This is a genomic window from Eubacterium callanderi (assembly GCF_900142645.1).
GTDB lineage: Bacteria > Bacillota > Clostridia > Eubacteriales > Eubacteriaceae > Eubacterium > Eubacterium callanderi.
In genome coordinates this window covers 260745-277003 of record NZ_FRBP01000002.1, presented here as the reverse complement: position 1 = coordinate 277003, position 16259 = coordinate 260745, and the positions used below count along the sequence as shown (strand labels likewise).

The following is a 16259-nucleotide window of genomic DNA, read 5'->3' as shown; positions in this document are numbered from 1 at the left end:
ATTTTTCGTGTCAAAGTTTTAAAAACAGGGGATAAAGAGGTGAGAGCAGTATGCGAGAGTCTATAAAAGCCCTGAAAATTAAAGAGCATTTCATCAAGGCATTTCCGCCTGCGCTGATCCTTTTATCTATTTTCTTTTCCAATCAGTTTTTTTTCGGTGTGGCTAACGCTATGCTGGCGTCACCGGTAACCGTTCTTTTTCTCAGAACACGTGATGAGAATGGGGTGGAGTGGCATATCCTGAGAGCCCTGAGCATTAACATACTTCTCGCCTTTTGCGCCTTTGCGGCAGGGCTTAACCTTGCGATGACGCTTATCGTTAATTTAGCGGTTCCGTTTTTACTCGTTTATTTTATGACGGATGAGTATACACCTGGCAGCTACTTTCCTTTTGGAATGAGTTTTGTTTTTATGCAGCTGATCCCCATTCAGCTGACCGATATTCCCATGCGTCTTTTGGCGCTGGTCTACTCTTTTCTTCTGGTCTATATTGGCTTGAGGATATGGAAGCATTTTAGGCCAGTACCAGCTATTCATGATATTTCAAAAAATGCTTTTATCAAGATCACAGAGTCTTTTTCGGCTCTGATTCAGGGCAACCATAAAGCGGCCCAGGAGGCGCAGCGCGCCCTTTTAAATATCAACCAGAACCTGTGCGGCCGGATTTATAAAACAAGGCGGTTTCGATATTTTACAACCATTGAGGGCGCCTGCTATTTTCGGCTGGTGATGATTTTCCAGCGAATGGAAAATTTAATACTGACATTTTTCAGAAAGCCAGAACTGATGACTGATGCCAACAGGCTTTATCTTGAGAAACTTATAAAGGTTCTGGAACACCTGAACGGGGTTTTTGACAGCCGTGAATACAACGAAGTTATCCACGAGTTAATTGATTTTTCTGACCACTGTTTTATGGATCAGGCGGATATTAATGACAGTATGCTGCTGGATATTAATCTTTTGATCAACGCTTTGGAGGGCATTTCGGAAACAGCCGGAAAGGGTATTTACAGGGAATGGGTGGTGCCAAGAAAATCGAGAATGTTGTGGCGTCTCTATGCCCATCTTTCAAGATCGTCTTTTAAATTTCGTTTTGGCGTCAGGCTATCGTTGGTTTTGACGTTTACATTTTTAGTATCCAGGCTTTTACCAGTAACACATGGATACTGGCTGCCATTGGCCGCTTATTTACTCACACGTCCTTTTTATGATGAGAGTGTGAGTAAAAGCCTGGACCGAATAAAAGGAACCGTTATTGGGCTGATAGCCGCTTTTTTTCTTTTTTCGATTTTCACCACATATCCTGAACATATGGTTTTGGCGGTCATTGCCGCTTTCTGCATTTACGCGGCGGATGATTATTCAACCCTTGTGGTTTTTGCCACCTGCTTTGCGCTTTCACAGACAACATTGTCCATGCAGTCCACCTACGCTTTGGAACTGCGGCTGCTTTTTACCACAGGTGCGGTCCTTGTGTCCATACTCGCCAGTAAATTTATATTGCCTATGCGGTATTATGATCAGTTCAAAATAGATATGGATCGTCTGGTCCTGCTGGACCAGGCGATGGTTAGATGTATAGAGGAGCTGCTGGATGGAGAGACGCACCGAGACATTGTTCGGGAAATTATCCTTAAATCCTATCTTATCAGCGACCAGATTGAGATGAATTATCAGGCGTCGGCCTTTGGTTCTTGTGGCCGGCTTGTGGAAGGCTTTTTAGCGGAGAACCGTCAGCTTATGACGGCTTTGATTGATGTCTATTATCTGATTGCGCTGCAAGGAGTTGAAATAAAGGAAGAATGGTTTGTCAGGGAAGCCGTTGAACGGTTGGGAGTCTGGTTTAAAAAGATACAGCAGTGTCTGAAAAGAGAGGATACGTCCGGTCAGGAACCGGAAGATATAATTGTAAAAACAGATGGAAGCTACATCATGCGCCGGCTGAGCGCTGGTCAGGCAGAGGCCAAGGTGTTTCTGGCCTTTGTCGAAAAAAACATCAGTAGTTTTTAAAAAACCGGCCCCCTGTACAGAGTCCGGTTTTTTAATTTGTACAGACCATTGGATGACGGAATTTGAGGCAGAGCATGGTAATGTCATCGTGCTGCTCGGCATCCTGTGTGAATTCGGACAGAAAATCGCGAATTTGATGAAGAATATACTCTGAAGAGTGATCATCGTAATGGGGGAGTTCATTCAACGCTTTTTTTAGGCGGTATTCCTGAAAAAAGACACCGCTTTTATCCACTGCTTCGGTGACACCGTCCGTATATAAAAAGAGTGTGTCGCCAGGATTAAGCTTAAGCGTTTGGCGCTTGTAGTGCACATCGGGAAGAATGGACATGACAAAACCCGAATCCATATTAAGAGGCTCAAACTTTTCATTTTGACGTCTTAAAAGCGGGGGATTGTGCCCTGCGTTGACAAAGGACAGGATACCAGTTTTCAGGTTTAGTATACCAAGGAAGGTGGTCAGGAAAACACCTTCGGCTGTGTTTTTATATAAATGATGGTTGGCTCTTGTGAAGATTTCATCAACATCCAGACCGGTTAGCACCTGGTCGATAATATGTTCCTTTGAGCTCATCATGAAAAGAGCGGCAGGAACGCCCTTGCCCGATACATCTGCGATGATAAAAACGAGCTTGTCATCATCCATTAAAAAGAAATCATAAAAGTCGCCGCCGATTTCCTTGGCTGGAGTCATGCGGCCACTGATGCTGAATTCTGTCCGGTCCGGGAAGGTTGGAAAAGGATCGGGCAGCATGGCCGTTTGAATCTGCTGAGCGATGTTCAATTCGGTAGAGGTTCTTTCCTTTTCGGCCGCCAGACGTTCTTTTTCTGCAATATTATCCCAGAGCTTGTGCATAGTGTCATTGATTTTATCAATCATTTCATTAAAAGCAGTGGCGAGAACCTCCAGCTCATCACCTGTATGGATATCCAGTTTTTTATCCCAGCTTTTCCCATCCATCTGTTTTATGTCTTCTGTCATGATCAGCAAAGGGTTTAAAAGCTTTTGACTGATGGCGTTTGAAATGCCGAAACCGATCAGGTTGATGGCGACCAGCGGTATAATGGATAAGTCATAAATAATCAGAGCAAAGGTTTGGTTATCGGTGTTGAGCAGGTTCATGCTGTACAGGATACCAATGGTCGCTGCAAAAACCGCCATTACAGAGATCAGGGAAAAATAATACACTAAAAGAGTGATTTTGATCTCAAAATTCAGCTCAATCTTTTTCAAAAACATCAGTACTATCGGGAAAAGCAGCGTGCAGACAAGCGTATTTGAGACAACAATGGGTAGCCCCAGGCCAATGAATTTTTGCAGGGCATCGACTCCAGGTTCCACGACCCGCGTCAGCAGGGCATAGGCTGCGGGGACAATGTTGACCAGCAGAATATATAAAAAAAAGATGGTAAAGGACCGGTTGGTCCGGATTTTGTCCTCGTTTTTAGGGAAAAAGCCCATGATTAAGCCGTACAGGCCATTGGCGATGCTCCAGTTCAGCAAAAACTCAATGCCGTAACCGGTAACCATGTCACTCATGGCGTTGCCGAGAAAGCCGACAGTAAAGCCATAAAAAGGCCCCAGAAGATACCCTGAAAGCAAGGGAAGAATGAGCTGGGGCCGGATGGATACATAAGGCACTTCGACCAGGCTGAAATCTGCCAGAAGAATGTTAAGAGCCGCGTAGACAAAGGCCATGATCAGGGCAATCATTATTTTAAAAGGGATGGATAGCTCCCTGTTTGTGTTGTCCATATAAAATCTCCTTGATGAAGGTTGCACCCATTATAACACAGATTATCTAAAACGCAACAAGCCGAAGGACGATAGGGTCATCTGTCCTTCGGAGCTTGTGTAATTAACAGGTTTAGAAACATTTTTGATGGTTTTCCCGGCGGTGGCAGTCCCCTTTTTCTTCACACTGATAACAGATTTCATTGGGGGTGAATACATCGTCTTCATACGCTTTTATGTTTTCAAGGGTAGTAGCTGCAATCTGGTGCAGCGCTTCTGTTGTTAAAAAGGCCTGATGGCTGGTCAGTAAGACATTGGGGAAGGTGATGATCCTTGCGAGATCGCGGTCATCCATGATTTTATCAGACCAATCTTCAAAGAAATAGCTGTCCTCTTCCTCATAGACATCCATGCCGACTCCGCCAATTTTATGGGCGTTAATCCCTTTAATCAAGGCCTGAGTATCAATCAGCGCCCCGCGTGAGGTGTTGATTAAAATGACGCCATCCTTCATCATGCCAATGGTCTGGTCATTGATAATATGCCGTGTCTCTTCTGTCAGAGGGCAGTGGAGTGAGATGATATCGGATTTTTCCATCAGTTCTTCCAGTGGTACGTACTGGATGTCCAGTTTGGAATTCGGGAAAACATCGTAAGCGATGATGTTCATATGGAAGCCCTTTAAAATATCAATCATCATTTGACCGATACGCCCAGTGCCAATGACACCGGCAGTTTTGCCGTAGAGATCCATGCCGGTCAGACCGTCAATATTAAAATTGAAGTCACGGGTTCGGGCATAGGCTTTATGGGTTTTACGGTTAACCGCCAGCAGCAGTGAGGCAGCGTATTCTGCAACGGCAGCCGGGGAGTAGGCCGGCACCCTGAGAATCCGAATATGTTTTTCATAGGCTTCCTTCATGTCAACGTTATTATAGCCGGCGCTTCGCAGAAGAATGAGGTGTATGTTCATTTCTGACAGCCGGTCTACGATTTCCTTTGTGACCTTGTCGTTGACAAAGACACAGATAGCGTCAGCGCCCTGGGCATACTCCAGAGTATGGATATCCAAACGGTTTTCAATATAGCGCGGTTCGTGGCCTGCGTCCTTCAGAAGAGGGTCAAACCAGAGTTTATCGTAGGGTCTTGTATCATAAAAAGCAATTTTCATTTAAGTGCCTTCTTTCTTTAGTTTTTATGTTTTTTCCGTTCAATATGATAGAGCAGAAAGGGGAGGGCCAGTACGATTAAAAAGCTGATAATCAGGATCATATCGTACCGGATATAATTGACAGGCGCCAGCTGGTCTGGCGGGAAAAAAGTCACCACAAAGGTGAAAATGGACATCAATAGCCCAACACTGGCTATAATGGTTTTGACAAGGCGTCCGCCGGGTATCTGATAGGCGCGTTTATATTCTGGATGTTTGTAGAGTAGAATAAAATAAGCACCGAAGAATAAAAAGTAGGTGATTAGATAAATCACAACAGACAGTGAAATGGCGGTTAAAAATGAAAGGTTGTTTCCACCGCCGCCAAAGGTCAGGACAGCAGCCCAGATCGTTACGATGATCCCCTGACCTAAAATCAGGTTTGTGGGAATGCCGCGGCTGTTGGTCTTTTTAAAAATTTTTGGCAGCAGGTTATCCTTGGCTGCAACATAAAGACCACGCGATGGGCCGACCACCCACGAGCTGACCTCGGCCATAACGCCAATGGCAATCATAGCGCCGAGAATACGGACCATCCAGAGCATATTTGGATTAAAGTAGCGGAACAGATTTTCAAAGGTCTGTACGACCCCCGAGCTGTAGCTCAGGTTCTGGGCAGGAACAACCATTGCGACGGAAATGCCGCCTACGGTGTTTAAAATAATAGCCAGTACAACCAAGATAATCATGGTCAGAGGGTAATTCCGGCTGGGGTTTTTTAACTGGTTAACGTGAGTGGCTGAAACCTCAATGCCCATAAAGGACAGAATAAACGAAGCGAAAATCACCAGATCATCCACATCCTTAAAATCGGGGATCAGGGTATGTACATTCATTTCCAGATGTAAGGGCCCGCCAGAGGAAACATAAGCACCGGTTAATCCAAAAAGCAGCAGCACTGGAAAAAGGATACCAGCGATAAAGCCGACTTTTGAGATCATGGCAGTGTATTTTGTGCCGCCAAGCTGTGATAAGCTCAGGGCCCAGAAAACCACCAGAACACCAATGAATTTAATGAAAGGATTTTGTTCCAAAGCAGGTATGTTAAAGACATAGGAGAATGAGCCAAGGATAAAGTAAATCATTGATATGAATCCGATGGTAATCTGGAACCACTGAAAAAATATGGCTGCAAAGCCAAAGCGTTCACCAATGGTCTTTCCGACCCAGGTAAACACGCCGCCTTCCTCCCATCCTTCAACGGTAGCCATTTCTGCAGCGCAGAGCGAGACGGGTATGAACCATAAAAAGCCGCCTGCAACCAGAAAAAAAGCCAGTGAGAAGCCCGAGGAGGCAAAGGTCGCGTATTTATCCGCTGTCATAACCATTGACGCTGTCATTGCGAAAAAACTGAAAAGCGTCAGCTTTGAAGTTTTTGATGTATTGTTAAGTAGTTGATTTTTCATTTTAAACAGGTACCATTCCTTATCTTTTGGAGTGCTAATAGTTAAATACCCAGATGGAAAGCGAGTTAACGGACAAAGAAAATAAGTCAATTGATAAAAATGGAAGTTTTGCTCTAAATAAGTAGCGCTTTATTTTGTTCGATAAAAAGTGGGGCAAAGGCTCAGAAGCAGCTCGAAGCCACATTATCCATCTTTTTTTGATACTTTTCTTATTATTTTATTAAATATTGAGATTTCCTCTTGAAATTTTTCATAAAAACCGCTATAATAATCTTCGATGTCTGGGTGTAGCACAGTTTGGTAGCGCGCGTGAATGGGGTTCACGAGGCCGGAGGTTCGAATCCTCTCACTCAGACCATTTTTTTTATTCAAAATCAGAGATTTATATAAAATAAGTAAACTAACAGGTGAATAAGATGAGTCAAGCTACACGGGAATGGAAGAGACGGGTCAATAAACGGAGAAAATTGATTATTGGCGTCGTTTTTTTTTAATTGCCGTCATAATCGTTGCAGGTATTTACCGGAATAACCAGCGGATGCTGTTGGAAACCTCTGAATATACCAATGCCTATAAAACCAATTTTTTCTTTTTTAAAGACATTGATTATATTGAATTGGATAATTTTTCCGCGGCAGATTTAACACTGCCCGAAGGAGAAAAAACCAATGGTTACAAAACGCTGACACAGTCTCCAAAGGTAGTTAATCAGAATTTTCTGAAGTACCAGACAGATACCATTGATCAGATTATGGCGGATAAATACTATAATGACTGGCCTTCAGTCATTAATGAAATTACAGCAAACTATGTGGGAATGGCAAAGATTACCACACAATTTGGTCAGGCCGACCGGCAGCGAAAGGAATTTCTGGTGGATTCTGTCCAGTTTATGGGAGAAAACCAGGATGAACTTAACCAGCAAAAGGCTGTATACGAGAGTTTAAATGATGGTCAGCCAAGAGATATTACATTAAGTGGTTTACAGATGATGGGCTCAGGGTATGTTTATACTACTCTTAACGCCATGGAAAAAGTTGTCAGTGAAAGCGCACTGCCCTATATCAATACGAATTTTCTGAAGACGGCCAGCAAAATTGATAAAGAGAATCAGACGGCCCTGAAAATTATTAATAACGACCATATCTTCACTGCTTTTTCGATTCCCAAAAGTGAAGCGGTGGAAGGCGAAGAGGAAGCGCTGGACAATAAGGAAGAATATATGGGGACCCGTGGCTCAGAAAAAAACACAGAATATTATAAATTTCTGGTCAAGCGGGTTGATCAGCTCCGTTACTATCCTACCCTTTCCTTTGAAAATGGACAGAATACCTACAAGGGCTATCTGGTCGATGTTATTGATGACGGTGATAATAAAATAATCGTCATGCTTGTCAAGGATTATGTCAATGTTTTTGCCAATGAAATCATGATAAATACCGACGTTAATATCGAGCGGTTCAGCTGTTTTCAGGTGCCGCAGAGTGCTATTATCAAAAAAGACGGCGCTACCTATGTAAAAACGCTTGAAAAGGGCTATTTTGAGGAGCTGACACCCGTAACAGTATATAAATATGATAAGGGTATGGCTATTTTAAAGCTGGACGATGAAAATAATAAGAAACTGTCCTCCGGCACGACCATTAAGGTTTATCCATAAATTTTCAGAGAAAGAAGTGAAACAGAATGACAGAGAATGTCATTGCAGAAAACATTGCGGCAATTAAAAAAGATATTCCGGAAAATGTAACGCTGGTGGGTGTGACCAAGCACCGCAGTGTGGAAGAAACACAAGCGGTTGTCGACGCCGGTGTTTATGATCTCGGCGAAAATAAGGTTCAGGAATTTCTGGCCAAGGTTGATGAGGTCAAAGGACCGGTGCGCTGGCATTTTATTGGTCATCTGCAGCGCAATAAGGTTAAATACCTGATGGGAAAGGTCAGTCTGATCCATTCAGTTCACTCTGTCCCTTTGTTAAAAACCATTGAAAAAGAAAGCGCCAAGCACGGTGTTAAAACAAATGTTTTAATCCAGTTTAACCTTGCGAAAGAGGACAGCAAATCGGGTTTTATGGCTGAGGAATACGAAATGGTTATGAAAGAAGTCGGGAACTGCCCGCATCTTGAGGTCCAGGGGCTTATGTGTATAGGGCCTATGACAAAAAAATCTGATGAAATTCATAAAGTTTTTAAGCATTTAAAAGAATTATATGATACAATAGAAAAAGAATACCATGGAGAGAATATTAAAATGCAATATCTGTCTATGGGAATGACGGATGATTACCCCATCGCTATAGAAGAAGGGGCTACGATTGTAAGGATCGGAAGAAAAATATTTAATCGTTAGGAGAAACAGCATGGCAAACGAAAAATTCAAAGATAAAATCATAAAGGTTTTCGGTATGGAAATGGATGACGACGATCAATATTACGATGATGAATACTATGATGATGAAGTAGAAGAAGTTGTCGAAGAACCGAGAAACACCTATGCACCTCAGCCAAAGAAAACAACACCTGCCCCGAAACGTACAGGTCTTGTCGGTATTGGCGATGGTCCGGAGGTTTTGGTTTTAGACCCCGAACGTTTTGAAGACGCGCCAGGGATCGTCAATAAAATCAAGGCAGATAAGACGGTTGTTGTCAATCTCAAAAATACAGAATACGAAGATGGACAGAAAATTTTTGATTTCCTTAACGGAGCGGTTTTTGCTCTGGAAGGTTCTATCAACCGTATAGCCGATAATGTTTTTATCCTTGCGCCAAAACAGGTTTCTGTTTCCACAAGCATGGAAAAAGACGAGAGTGATACAATTACCCCTATTTTAAACTGGGATGATGATAAATAGGAATGATCGAAAGTATTTTAATTGTTGCCGGTCGTTATCTTGTTGAGTTGATCACGCTCCTGATTGTAGCGAATATTCTGATGAGCTGGTTTAATCCCAGCCCGGATAATCCGATCGTGAAACTGATTTATGGCTTAACCGAGCCAATCTTGTCACCGCTGCGCCGTTTTGCAGTCATTGGTCCCATTGATTTTTCTGGGATTGCGGCCGTGGTGTTGCTTCAGTTTATCATTTATCCTTTATATCAAATGCTGATTAAAGCGATTTTTTAGCATATAACCGTCTGCCGCCATGGACAGACGGTTTCATTTAAAGCTTGAAAGAAAACGAATACATAAAAATCTTCTATTATACATGAAAGGAGGTGAACAAAATATGCGCTCAGGGCAATATGCTTTGTATCATGGTGAAACCTTTAAGTGTCAGGAGATTATGCCGGATACATTTAAATTAATCGTAGATGGTAATAAGGCGCCGCCGGGTTTCAGGCAAAGCAGCTATGGTAATTTTACCAAAATGGTCCGTTATGAAGATTTGGAAAAGGTCATGCAGATTAAGACAATGGTCGTCTATCGGAATGAAAATCTGACGCTGCTGGATGAAGATGAGGAAAAGCTTATCGTCACAACGGCAGATAAACGCATTGGTTTTCGTTTGGGGATGACAGAGAACGGAAGGGGAGAGTTCGTTTTTGAGTTGTCAAAGTCAGAATCCTATGAGATCCTCGAATATATGGAGTGAGCTAAAGGAAAAAGGTTTAATGTGAAAAGCCGGTGATGGAACACCGGTTTTTTTGTCGTATGTTTTAGCTTGAGAACATTTGCGTTTTTAGCTATAATAGAAAAGATTGTTTATGAATCGTTTGGGGGACAGGCATTTGGAACAGCGAGTACAAAATCTGACAAAAGGCAATATCTATAAAACACTGGCAGTGTTTGCGCTGCCCTACCTCATGGCCAATTTTATCCAGGCCCTCTATGGCGCGGTGGATATGATGGTCGTTGGCTGGTTTAATGACGCAGCTGTGGTCGCGGCAGTTTCCATCGGAACACAGATGATGCAGATTGTCATAAGCTTTGTAGCCGGGCTGACCATGGGCGGCACCATCATTATTGCCCAGTATTATGGCGGTGGCAGAGAAAAAGATACCGTTGAGACCATCAGTACCATGCTGACGCTTTTTGCCATCGCTGCGCTTCTAATGACATTGGCATTGTTTCTGCTGGCCGCGCCGTTTTTGGGTTTGCTGAAGACACCGGCGGAATCCTTTGCCTCGGCCATGGATTATGTTCGGATTTGTGCCTGCGGAATCTTTTTTATCTTTGGTTATAATGCTTTGGCGGCAATGCTCAGAGGTCTGGGCGACTCTAAAAGCCCATTGTATTTTATTGCGGCAGCCTGTGTGTTTAACATCGTTTTTGACTTACTGCTGGTAGGCGGCCTGAAAATGGGCGCGGCGGGGGCTGCCCTGGCAACAGCCGGTTCACAGGGAGTCAGTATGATCCTGGCCATTGTTTATCTGAACCGGAAAAGTTTTATTTTTAAATTTAAAAAAGACAACTTCAGGATTTACAGAGACAAGGCTGAACGGCTTCTGAAGGTAGGGATTCCGGTATCTTTGCAGGAGACTTTACTGCAGATTTCCTTTTTGTTTATTACAGCTATCATCAATACGATGGGAGTTGTTGCAGCCGCCGCGGTTGGTATTGCGGGAAAATTTGACGCTTTTGCCATGCTTCCGGCCAGCGCCTTTTCGGGGGCTATCGCGGCCATTGCAGCTCAGAATATTGGAGCAGGGCAGCCTGACCGCGCGAAGAAATCTCTTTTCGCCAGTATTGTGATGTCACTGCTCTGTTCAATCCCTTTTTTTATCTGGGCCCAGGTTTTTCCAGCGTCTGTTTTACAGATTTTTAGAGCGGAACCGGCAGTTATTTCGGCCGGAACAGCCTATCTGAGAACCTTCAGTATTGATTTTATGCTTGTTGCCTTTGGTTTCTGCTTTCTTGGTTTTTTTAACGGCTGTGGACGAACAGCTTTTTCAATGGTTAACGGTGTGGCGGCGTCCCTGCTTGTCCGCCTGCCGCTGGCATGGATTTTAAGTGTGACACTGTCTGGCAGTCTAATGGCCATTGGTCTGGCGGCGCCGGCAGCCACTCTGGTTTCTGTTGTGGCAGAGATCATTTATTTAAGACTGGGGCGTTGGAAAACCCCCGTGGTATGAGGTATGGAAATGGATAAAAAAGATGAATTTTTGCTGGCCAGGGTAGAGGAAGCCTGCCAGAATAATTATGCCCCCCAGTTTTTCGATTTTCAGGATGAGGCCATGCAGATGAAAATGGAAAAGATTTTAAAACATTCTGGAGAGCCCTATCTTTTCTGGGGAGGAACGGAAAATGCCGGAAGGCGAATGCTGTGTATCTACCCGGATTATTTAGAAGCCGATACACTCGAATGGCCGATGCTGGCAGTCGCTTTCCCCAAGGAATTTCCAATGGATCACCGAAATGTGCTCGGAGAGCTGATGCATTTGGGCATCACGCGGGAATGTGTAGGCGATATTAATATGAACGATGAAGAAGTCCAGGTGGTTTTTGCAGAACGCCTGAGAGATTTTATCACCTTGAATTTTACAAAGGTGAAGGGCAGGACCATTAAGCCTGAAATACTGGAGCCTGACCTGATTAAAACCTTTGAGCTGCGGTTTAAGCGTCTGGAGCTGGTAGCTGCATCGGACCGTCTGGATGGTGTGATCAATAAAATATGGGGCTTTTCAAGACAGGACAGCATTACTTATATTAAACAGCGCCGTGTCCGTGTCAACTATGAAGCGGTCACTAAAAATGATTATCGGATCAAGAATGGCGATGTTATTTCGTTCAGAGGCAAGGGAAAAGCAGTGATCACAGAGCTTGGCGGTGTCACCAAAAAGGGAAACCTTCGTCTGATTGTTGATAAATATATTTAGAAGAAATTGAGGAATGAATCAATGGAAATAAAAGAATACCATGTCTCGGAAGAAAAGGCTGGTGTGCGTCTTGACGCTTACTGCGCTGAGCAGGAGCCGGATTTTTCCAGAGGCTATATTAAGAATTTACTGAACGAAGGCGCCGTGAAGGTGGATGGCGGCCAGAAAAAAGCCAGCTATAAGCTGAAGGGCAAAGAGATCATTACTATGGAGATTCCTGAGCCGGCGGAGAGCACGATTGAGCCAGAGAATATCCCCTTAGAGATCATCTATGAGGATGAGGATGTGATTGTGGTCAATAAGCCAAAGGGAATGGTGGTGCACCCGGCCCCGGGCAGCCCGTCCGGCACGCTGGTCAATGCCCTGATGCACCATACCGGCGCACTGTCAAACATCAATGGTGTTTACAGGCCGGGGATCATTCACCGGATCGATAAGGATACCTCTGGGCTTTTGATGGTGGCGAAAAATAATGCCGCCCATCAGAATTTGACGGAGCAGCTTAAGGCGCACACCATCACCCGCCAGTATAAGGCGCTGGTGAAGGGCATCATGGAGAATAACCGCGGCACCATCGATATGCCCATCGGCAGGCATCCAAAGGATCGTGTCCGTATGGCGGTGGTTAAGGAAAATTCAAAAGAGGCAGTTACGCATTTCGAGACCCTTAAGCGCTATGCAGAGGGCTATACGCTGATGCAGTTTCGCCTTGAAACCGGCAGAACGCATCAGATCAGGGTGCACATGCAGGCCATTGGCTACCCCATCGCGGGCGATCCCTTATATAAAGGAGATAAAAAAAATCCCTTTAAGACGGAGGGGCAGTGCCTTCACGCTGAGCTGCTGGGCTTCAAGCACCCCCGCACCGGCGAGTACATGGAGTTCTCTGCGCCCCTGCCCGAAGCCTTTCAGGCGATTCTGGACGGGCTGAAGGAAATTGAGTAAAAACTTTGGATTTTAATCAAACGTAGCATTTAAAAAAATAAAGCTGCGCGTTTTCATACGACACATATGACAAGGCGCAGGCAGTATAAGCGGTCTGTTTTATTTTTAAGCAGACCGCTTTTGTTTATTATAATACAATTAAATAGTAAAATAAATAAACTGAGTTAAAAAATGCTTACCAGACCCCTTGTTTTTTTATGTCACATGACGCTGCGCTTTGCCATATGTGTCATATGAAAGCCGGAGGATTTAAGATGCTTCTAACGCTATGTTTAGACTACATTTGCTCGTCGCTGTCGAAAACCTGCCGGATCGCGGTGATTTTATCTTTGCTGGGTGTCACGTACATGGTGTTTTGGTTGGTGAAAATAACCATGCCTGGTTTGGATTTTTTAGGCTTTTTTAAATACTTGAACTCAACGTAGTCCACCGGGACATTTTCGGAGTTTTTGGCCTTGCTGTGCCAGGCTGCCAGCATTCCCGCCTCCAGAAGGGTATCCTCTGTGATGAAACGCCCCTTTGCCACCACCAGGACGTGTGAGCCGGGAATATCCTTGACGTGAAGCCAGCAGTCCTCGTCTACGCCCAGGCGTGTGGAAATATAATCGTTCTGGTAATTGTTTTTCCCAACAAAAATGTCAAAGCCCTCGGATGAGATGAAGTGCAGAGGTTTGGAAGCTGCAACCTTTTTCTTGGCTTCCTTAGGGGTCAGGCCCTTTTTGTTAAATTCAGAATGCATGAATTCGTGGCGGATTTCGTCCAGCTCGTTGAGCTCTGTGGATTGGTCCAGACCGCCTGTGAGGCTCTCCAGGTAGTAGACCTGTTCCTCGGTGGTTTTGATCTGTTCGGCCAGCTGTATCTGGGCCCGTTTGCCCTTGTTGTATTTTTTATAAAAGCGCTGGGCATTTTGGGAGGGCGTTTCATTGACCTTGAGATGAACCTTGACGGTTTTCATTTCCGGGTCGGTATAGTCCACCAGCTCAATGGTCTCCATACCCTTTTCAATCCTGTAGATATTGGCGGTAATCAGGTCGCCGTAGAGCTTGTTTTTTTCGTTTTTTTTGGAGTTGTCCATATCCTGATGCAGGTTCTGGAGCTTTTTGTAGTTTTTTTTCAACAGAGTGTCCAGCTGATGCCGCAGATTGGCGCTCTTTGCCTTGAAACGGATTTTTTTATCCTTGATATAGTAAAATGCTTCCAGCATTTTTGAGACGCTTGTGTAGGCACTGCGTTCGTTATCGGTCATATGGTGGAGGCTGACCGTTGAAAAATCAATGATTTCACGCCGAAAGTAATAAATGCCGCAGTCGGGCCCCTTTTCAATTTCATCCATAACCTCTCTGAAAGCCTGATATAAATAGCCAAGCTGCTTTTTTGAAAATTCTCTGAGCTTGAGCTCAGGGTTAAGACCGGCTCTGAAACAGAATTCCCGGGCGATAATGGGGCTTAAGCCCAGAAAGCACTGCACCCAGAAGCGTTCGGTAACGGTTTCGGCGTTTTCCGCCACCATTTCATGATACCGGGCCTCTGTCAGAGATAAAAAATTCTGCCGGCCGCTTTCAGGCGGGTAAATATAGGCCTTGCCAGGCAGAATCTGGCGGTAGCGGTTGGAGCCGGAGCCCACTTTTTTCATGGCGTCCAGAATGATGTCCTCACTATCCTGGGTTTCGCCGGAGGCGTTTGTCTTATCATCGATTAAAATAACATTGCTGTTTCGGCCCATGATCTCGACCATCAGCTTTTTGATCACCACATCGTTGAATTCATTTTTACCGGAGATGCTGAACTCGATCACCCGGTCTGTTTCGTGCTGCACAATGTCCACAATGATGCCGTTGAGAAGGTGTTTTCTCAGCACCATGCAGAAGCTGGGGGGCGTGTTGGGGTTTTCCTTGAGCTTTTCACTCAGGTAGACGCGCGGATTGTTGGCGTTGGCTGAGATCAGGAGGTTATAATTTTCCTTTTCTCTGTTAATCGTCATGCGGATTTCATCGTTTTCGGGCTGGTATATTTTGCGGATACGGCCACCCATGATGGTCGCCTGTAATTCTTTTATTAAATGTTTGGTAGTAATGCCGTCAAATGCCATTGGTTCAATTCCCTTCATCTATTTTAAAGATTTTTATTTCTTTATTTAATCTTTTCAAATAATTCTAGCATTTCCTGTTGTTTTTTGGAAGTTTTTTGGATATGATAGAAGGTAAATAATTCAAAATGGAAAGATAGGCTTAAGAATGAATTTTACAAAAATGCAGGGTGCCGGAAATGACTTTATCGTCATTGACAATATGGATCAGTCCATCGAGCTGCCGGCGCCGTTAATAGAGGCAATGTGCAGGCCGCATTTTGGCATCGGCGCAGACGGTTTGATTCTGGTCGAGCCTTCGGAGTCCTGTGATGTGCGAATGAATTATTACAACCAGGACGGTTCCATTGCTGAAATGTGCGGCAACGGCGTCCGCTGTCTTGCCAAATATGCAGCCGATGCTGGTATTGTGGACGCGTCAAAACCCTTTGAGGTTGAGACCAGAGCCGGTAAAATCGGCGTCCAGGTTTTAGAATCCTACCGGGGGGTATCAACCATCAGAGTAAGCATGGGCAGTGTCAGTTTTCAGACACAGGACATTCCGGTCATTTCGGATAAAACGACACTCCTCGGTGAAAAGATCACTTACAAAGATCGGGAGCTTACCTATGGCTGCGCGTCTATGGGCAATCCGCATATGGCTGTTTTAGTCGAAAATGTGGACAGCTTCCCCATAGAGGAGGTTGGCCCTTATTTTGAAAAGCACCCTATGTTCCCAAATAAATGTAATATCAGCTTTGCGGAGGTCATCAGCCATGACAGTATTGCCATGGATACATGGGAACGCGGTGTCGGCCGTACGCTGGCTTGTGGTACTGGTACCTGTGTGACGGTTGCGGTGCTGCACCGCATGGGCTTGGTTGGCAATAAGGTCCACGCCTGTTTATCCGGCGGAGATCTGGTGATTGAGCTCGACGGGAGCGCTGTCTTTATGACAGGACCGGCAAAGGTTGTTTTTAGGGGGACCTATGAAATGCAGGTTCCAAATGAAGAAGAAGCGTTATTTGCAGCTTTAAGAGGATTGTAAGCCTGAAAAGAACGGAGGCAAC

14 protein-coding genes and 1 tRNA gene are annotated in these 16259 nt (G+C 44.6%); 11 read left to right on the top strand and 4 right to left on the bottom strand.

Annotation, left to right across the window (positions count from 1 at the left end):
* Positions 1 to 50 precede the first annotated feature (50 nt).
* Entirely contained in the window at positions 51 to 2012 is a 1962-nt protein-coding gene (locus tag BUC22_RS03575; RefSeq protein WP_013381619.1) for an FUSC family protein, read from the top strand.
* Between the two features lie 31 nt (positions 2013 to 2043).
* Here BUC22_RS03575 and BUC22_RS03570 read toward each other — a convergent pair whose 3' ends face one another.
* From BUC22_RS03570 to gadC, 3 genes are all read right to left on the bottom strand, one after another.
* A complete protein-coding gene (locus tag BUC22_RS03570) occupies positions 2044 to 3768 on the bottom strand; it encodes a SpoIIE family protein phosphatase (RefSeq protein WP_013381618.1) in 1725 nt (574 codons plus the stop codon).
* Between the two features lie 112 nt (positions 3769 to 3880).
* The gene (locus BUC22_RS03565; RefSeq protein WP_013381617.1) at positions 3881 to 4918 is read right to left on the bottom strand and encodes a 2-hydroxyacid dehydrogenase; all 1038 of its coding nucleotides are present in this window, start codon (positions 4916 to 4918) and stop codon (positions 3881 to 3883) included.
* A 17-nt stretch (positions 4919 to 4935) separates the two neighbouring features.
* Positions 4936 to 6363 carry a glutamate/gamma-aminobutyrate antiporter gene (gene gadC / locus BUC22_RS03560; RefSeq protein ID WP_013381616.1) on the bottom strand — a complete coding sequence of 476 codons (1428 nt, stop codon included), beginning with the start codon at positions 6361 to 6363 and terminating at the stop codon, positions 4936 to 4938.
* Between the two features lie 281 nt (positions 6364 to 6644).
* Between gadC and BUC22_RS03555 the strand changes: the two genes are divergently transcribed.
* From BUC22_RS03555 to BUC22_RS22025, 9 genes are all read left to right on the top strand, one after another.
* Positions 6645 to 6721 (top strand) — tRNA-Pro (locus tag BUC22_RS03555).
* A 180-nt stretch (positions 6722 to 6901) separates the two neighbouring features.
* Positions 6902 to 8023: a hypothetical protein gene (locus BUC22_RS03550; RefSeq protein WP_013381615.1), complete on the top strand. Its 1122-nt coding sequence runs from the start codon at positions 6902 to 6904 to the stop codon at positions 8021 to 8023.
* 26 nt (positions 8024 to 8049) lie between these two features.
* Positions 8050 to 8712, top strand: coding sequence for a YggS family pyridoxal phosphate-dependent enzyme (locus tag BUC22_RS03545; RefSeq protein WP_013381614.1), 663 nt, complete (start codon positions 8050 to 8052; stop codon positions 8710 to 8712).
* 10 nt (positions 8713 to 8722) lie between these two features.
* Positions 8723 to 9214 (top strand): cell division protein SepF, encoded by a 492-nt coding sequence (locus tag BUC22_RS03540; RefSeq protein WP_013381613.1) that lies wholly within the window; start codon positions 8723 to 8725, stop codon positions 9212 to 9214.
* Between the two features lie 2 nt (positions 9215 to 9216).
* Entirely contained in the window at positions 9217 to 9486 is a 270-nt protein-coding gene (locus tag BUC22_RS03535; RefSeq protein WP_013381612.1) for a YggT family protein, read from the top strand.
* Between the two features lie 103 nt (positions 9487 to 9589).
* Complete coding sequence (locus tag BUC22_RS03530; protein WP_073382346.1) at positions 9590 to 9955, top strand: hypothetical protein; 366 nt, start codon at positions 9590 to 9592, stop codon at positions 9953 to 9955.
* Positions 9956 to 10091: 136 nt separating this feature from the next.
* Positions 10092 to 11435: an MATE family efflux transporter gene (locus tag BUC22_RS03525; RefSeq protein WP_083257326.1), complete on the top strand. Its 1344-nt coding sequence runs from the start codon at positions 10092 to 10094 to the stop codon at positions 11433 to 11435.
* A gap of 9 nt (positions 11436 to 11444) precedes the next feature.
* Entirely contained in the window at positions 11445 to 12179 is a 735-nt protein-coding gene (locus tag BUC22_RS22030) for a YlmH/Sll1252 family protein (protein WP_013381609.1), read from the top strand.
* 21 nt (positions 12180 to 12200) lie between these two features.
* Positions 12201 to 13124 (top strand): RluA family pseudouridine synthase, encoded by a 924-nt coding sequence (locus tag BUC22_RS22025; RefSeq protein WP_013381608.1) that lies wholly within the window; start codon positions 12201 to 12203, stop codon positions 13122 to 13124.
* A gap of 277 nt (positions 13125 to 13401) precedes the next feature.
* Here BUC22_RS22025 and BUC22_RS03510 read toward each other — a convergent pair whose 3' ends face one another.
* On the bottom strand, positions 13402 to 15213 hold the full coding sequence (locus BUC22_RS03510; RefSeq protein ID WP_041689909.1) for an Rqc2 family fibronectin-binding protein: 1812 nt from the start codon (positions 15211 to 15213) through the stop codon (positions 13402 to 13404).
* A 145-nt stretch (positions 15214 to 15358) separates the two neighbouring features.
* On the opposite strand from BUC22_RS03510, the gene dapF reads away from it, so the two are divergent.
* Positions 15359 to 16237: a diaminopimelate epimerase gene (gene dapF / locus BUC22_RS03505; RefSeq protein WP_073382344.1), complete on the top strand. Its 879-nt coding sequence runs from the start codon at positions 15359 to 15361 to the stop codon at positions 16235 to 16237.
* The last annotated feature ends 22 nt before the right edge of the window (positions 16238 to 16259 follow it).

Excerpts from the sequence above, each read along its gene's own strand:
- BUC22_RS03575 (WP_013381619.1), top strand. The coding sequence starts at position 51 with ATGCGAGAGTCTATAAAAGCCCTGAAAATTAAAGAGCATTTCATCAAG.
- BUC22_RS03570 (WP_013381618.1), bottom strand. The coding sequence starts at position 3,768 with ATGGACAACACAAACAGGGAGCTATCCATCCCTTTTAAAATAATGATT.
- BUC22_RS03565 (WP_013381617.1), bottom strand. The coding sequence starts at position 4,918 with ATGAAAATTGCTTTTTATGATACAAGACCCTACGATAAACTCTGGTTT.
- gadC (WP_013381616.1), bottom strand. The coding sequence starts at position 6,363 with ATGAAAAATCAACTACTTAACAATACATCAAAAACTTCAAAGCTGACG.
- BUC22_RS03550 (WP_013381615.1), top strand. The coding sequence starts at position 6,902 with ATGCTGTTGGAAACCTCTGAATATACCAATGCCTATAAAACCAATTTT.
- BUC22_RS03545 (WP_013381614.1), top strand. The coding sequence starts at position 8,050 with ATGACAGAGAATGTCATTGCAGAAAACATTGCGGCAATTAAAAAAGAT.
- BUC22_RS03540 (WP_013381613.1), top strand. The coding sequence starts at position 8,723 with ATGGCAAACGAAAAATTCAAAGATAAAATCATAAAGGTTTTCGGTATG.
- BUC22_RS03535 (WP_013381612.1), top strand. The coding sequence starts at position 9,217 with ATGATCGAAAGTATTTTAATTGTTGCCGGTCGTTATCTTGTTGAGTTG.
- BUC22_RS03530 (WP_073382346.1), top strand. The coding sequence starts at position 9,590 with ATGCGCTCAGGGCAATATGCTTTGTATCATGGTGAAACCTTTAAGTGT.
- BUC22_RS22030 (WP_013381609.1), top strand. The coding sequence starts at position 11,445 with ATGGATAAAAAAGATGAATTTTTGCTGGCCAGGGTAGAGGAAGCCTGC.
- BUC22_RS22025 (WP_013381608.1), top strand. The coding sequence starts at position 12,201 with ATGGAAATAAAAGAATACCATGTCTCGGAAGAAAAGGCTGGTGTGCGT.
- BUC22_RS03510 (WP_041689909.1), bottom strand. The coding sequence starts at position 15,213 with ATGGCATTTGACGGCATTACTACCAAACATTTAATAAAAGAATTACAG.
- dapF (WP_073382344.1), top strand. The coding sequence starts at position 15,359 with ATGAATTTTACAAAAATGCAGGGTGCCGGAAATGACTTTATCGTCATT.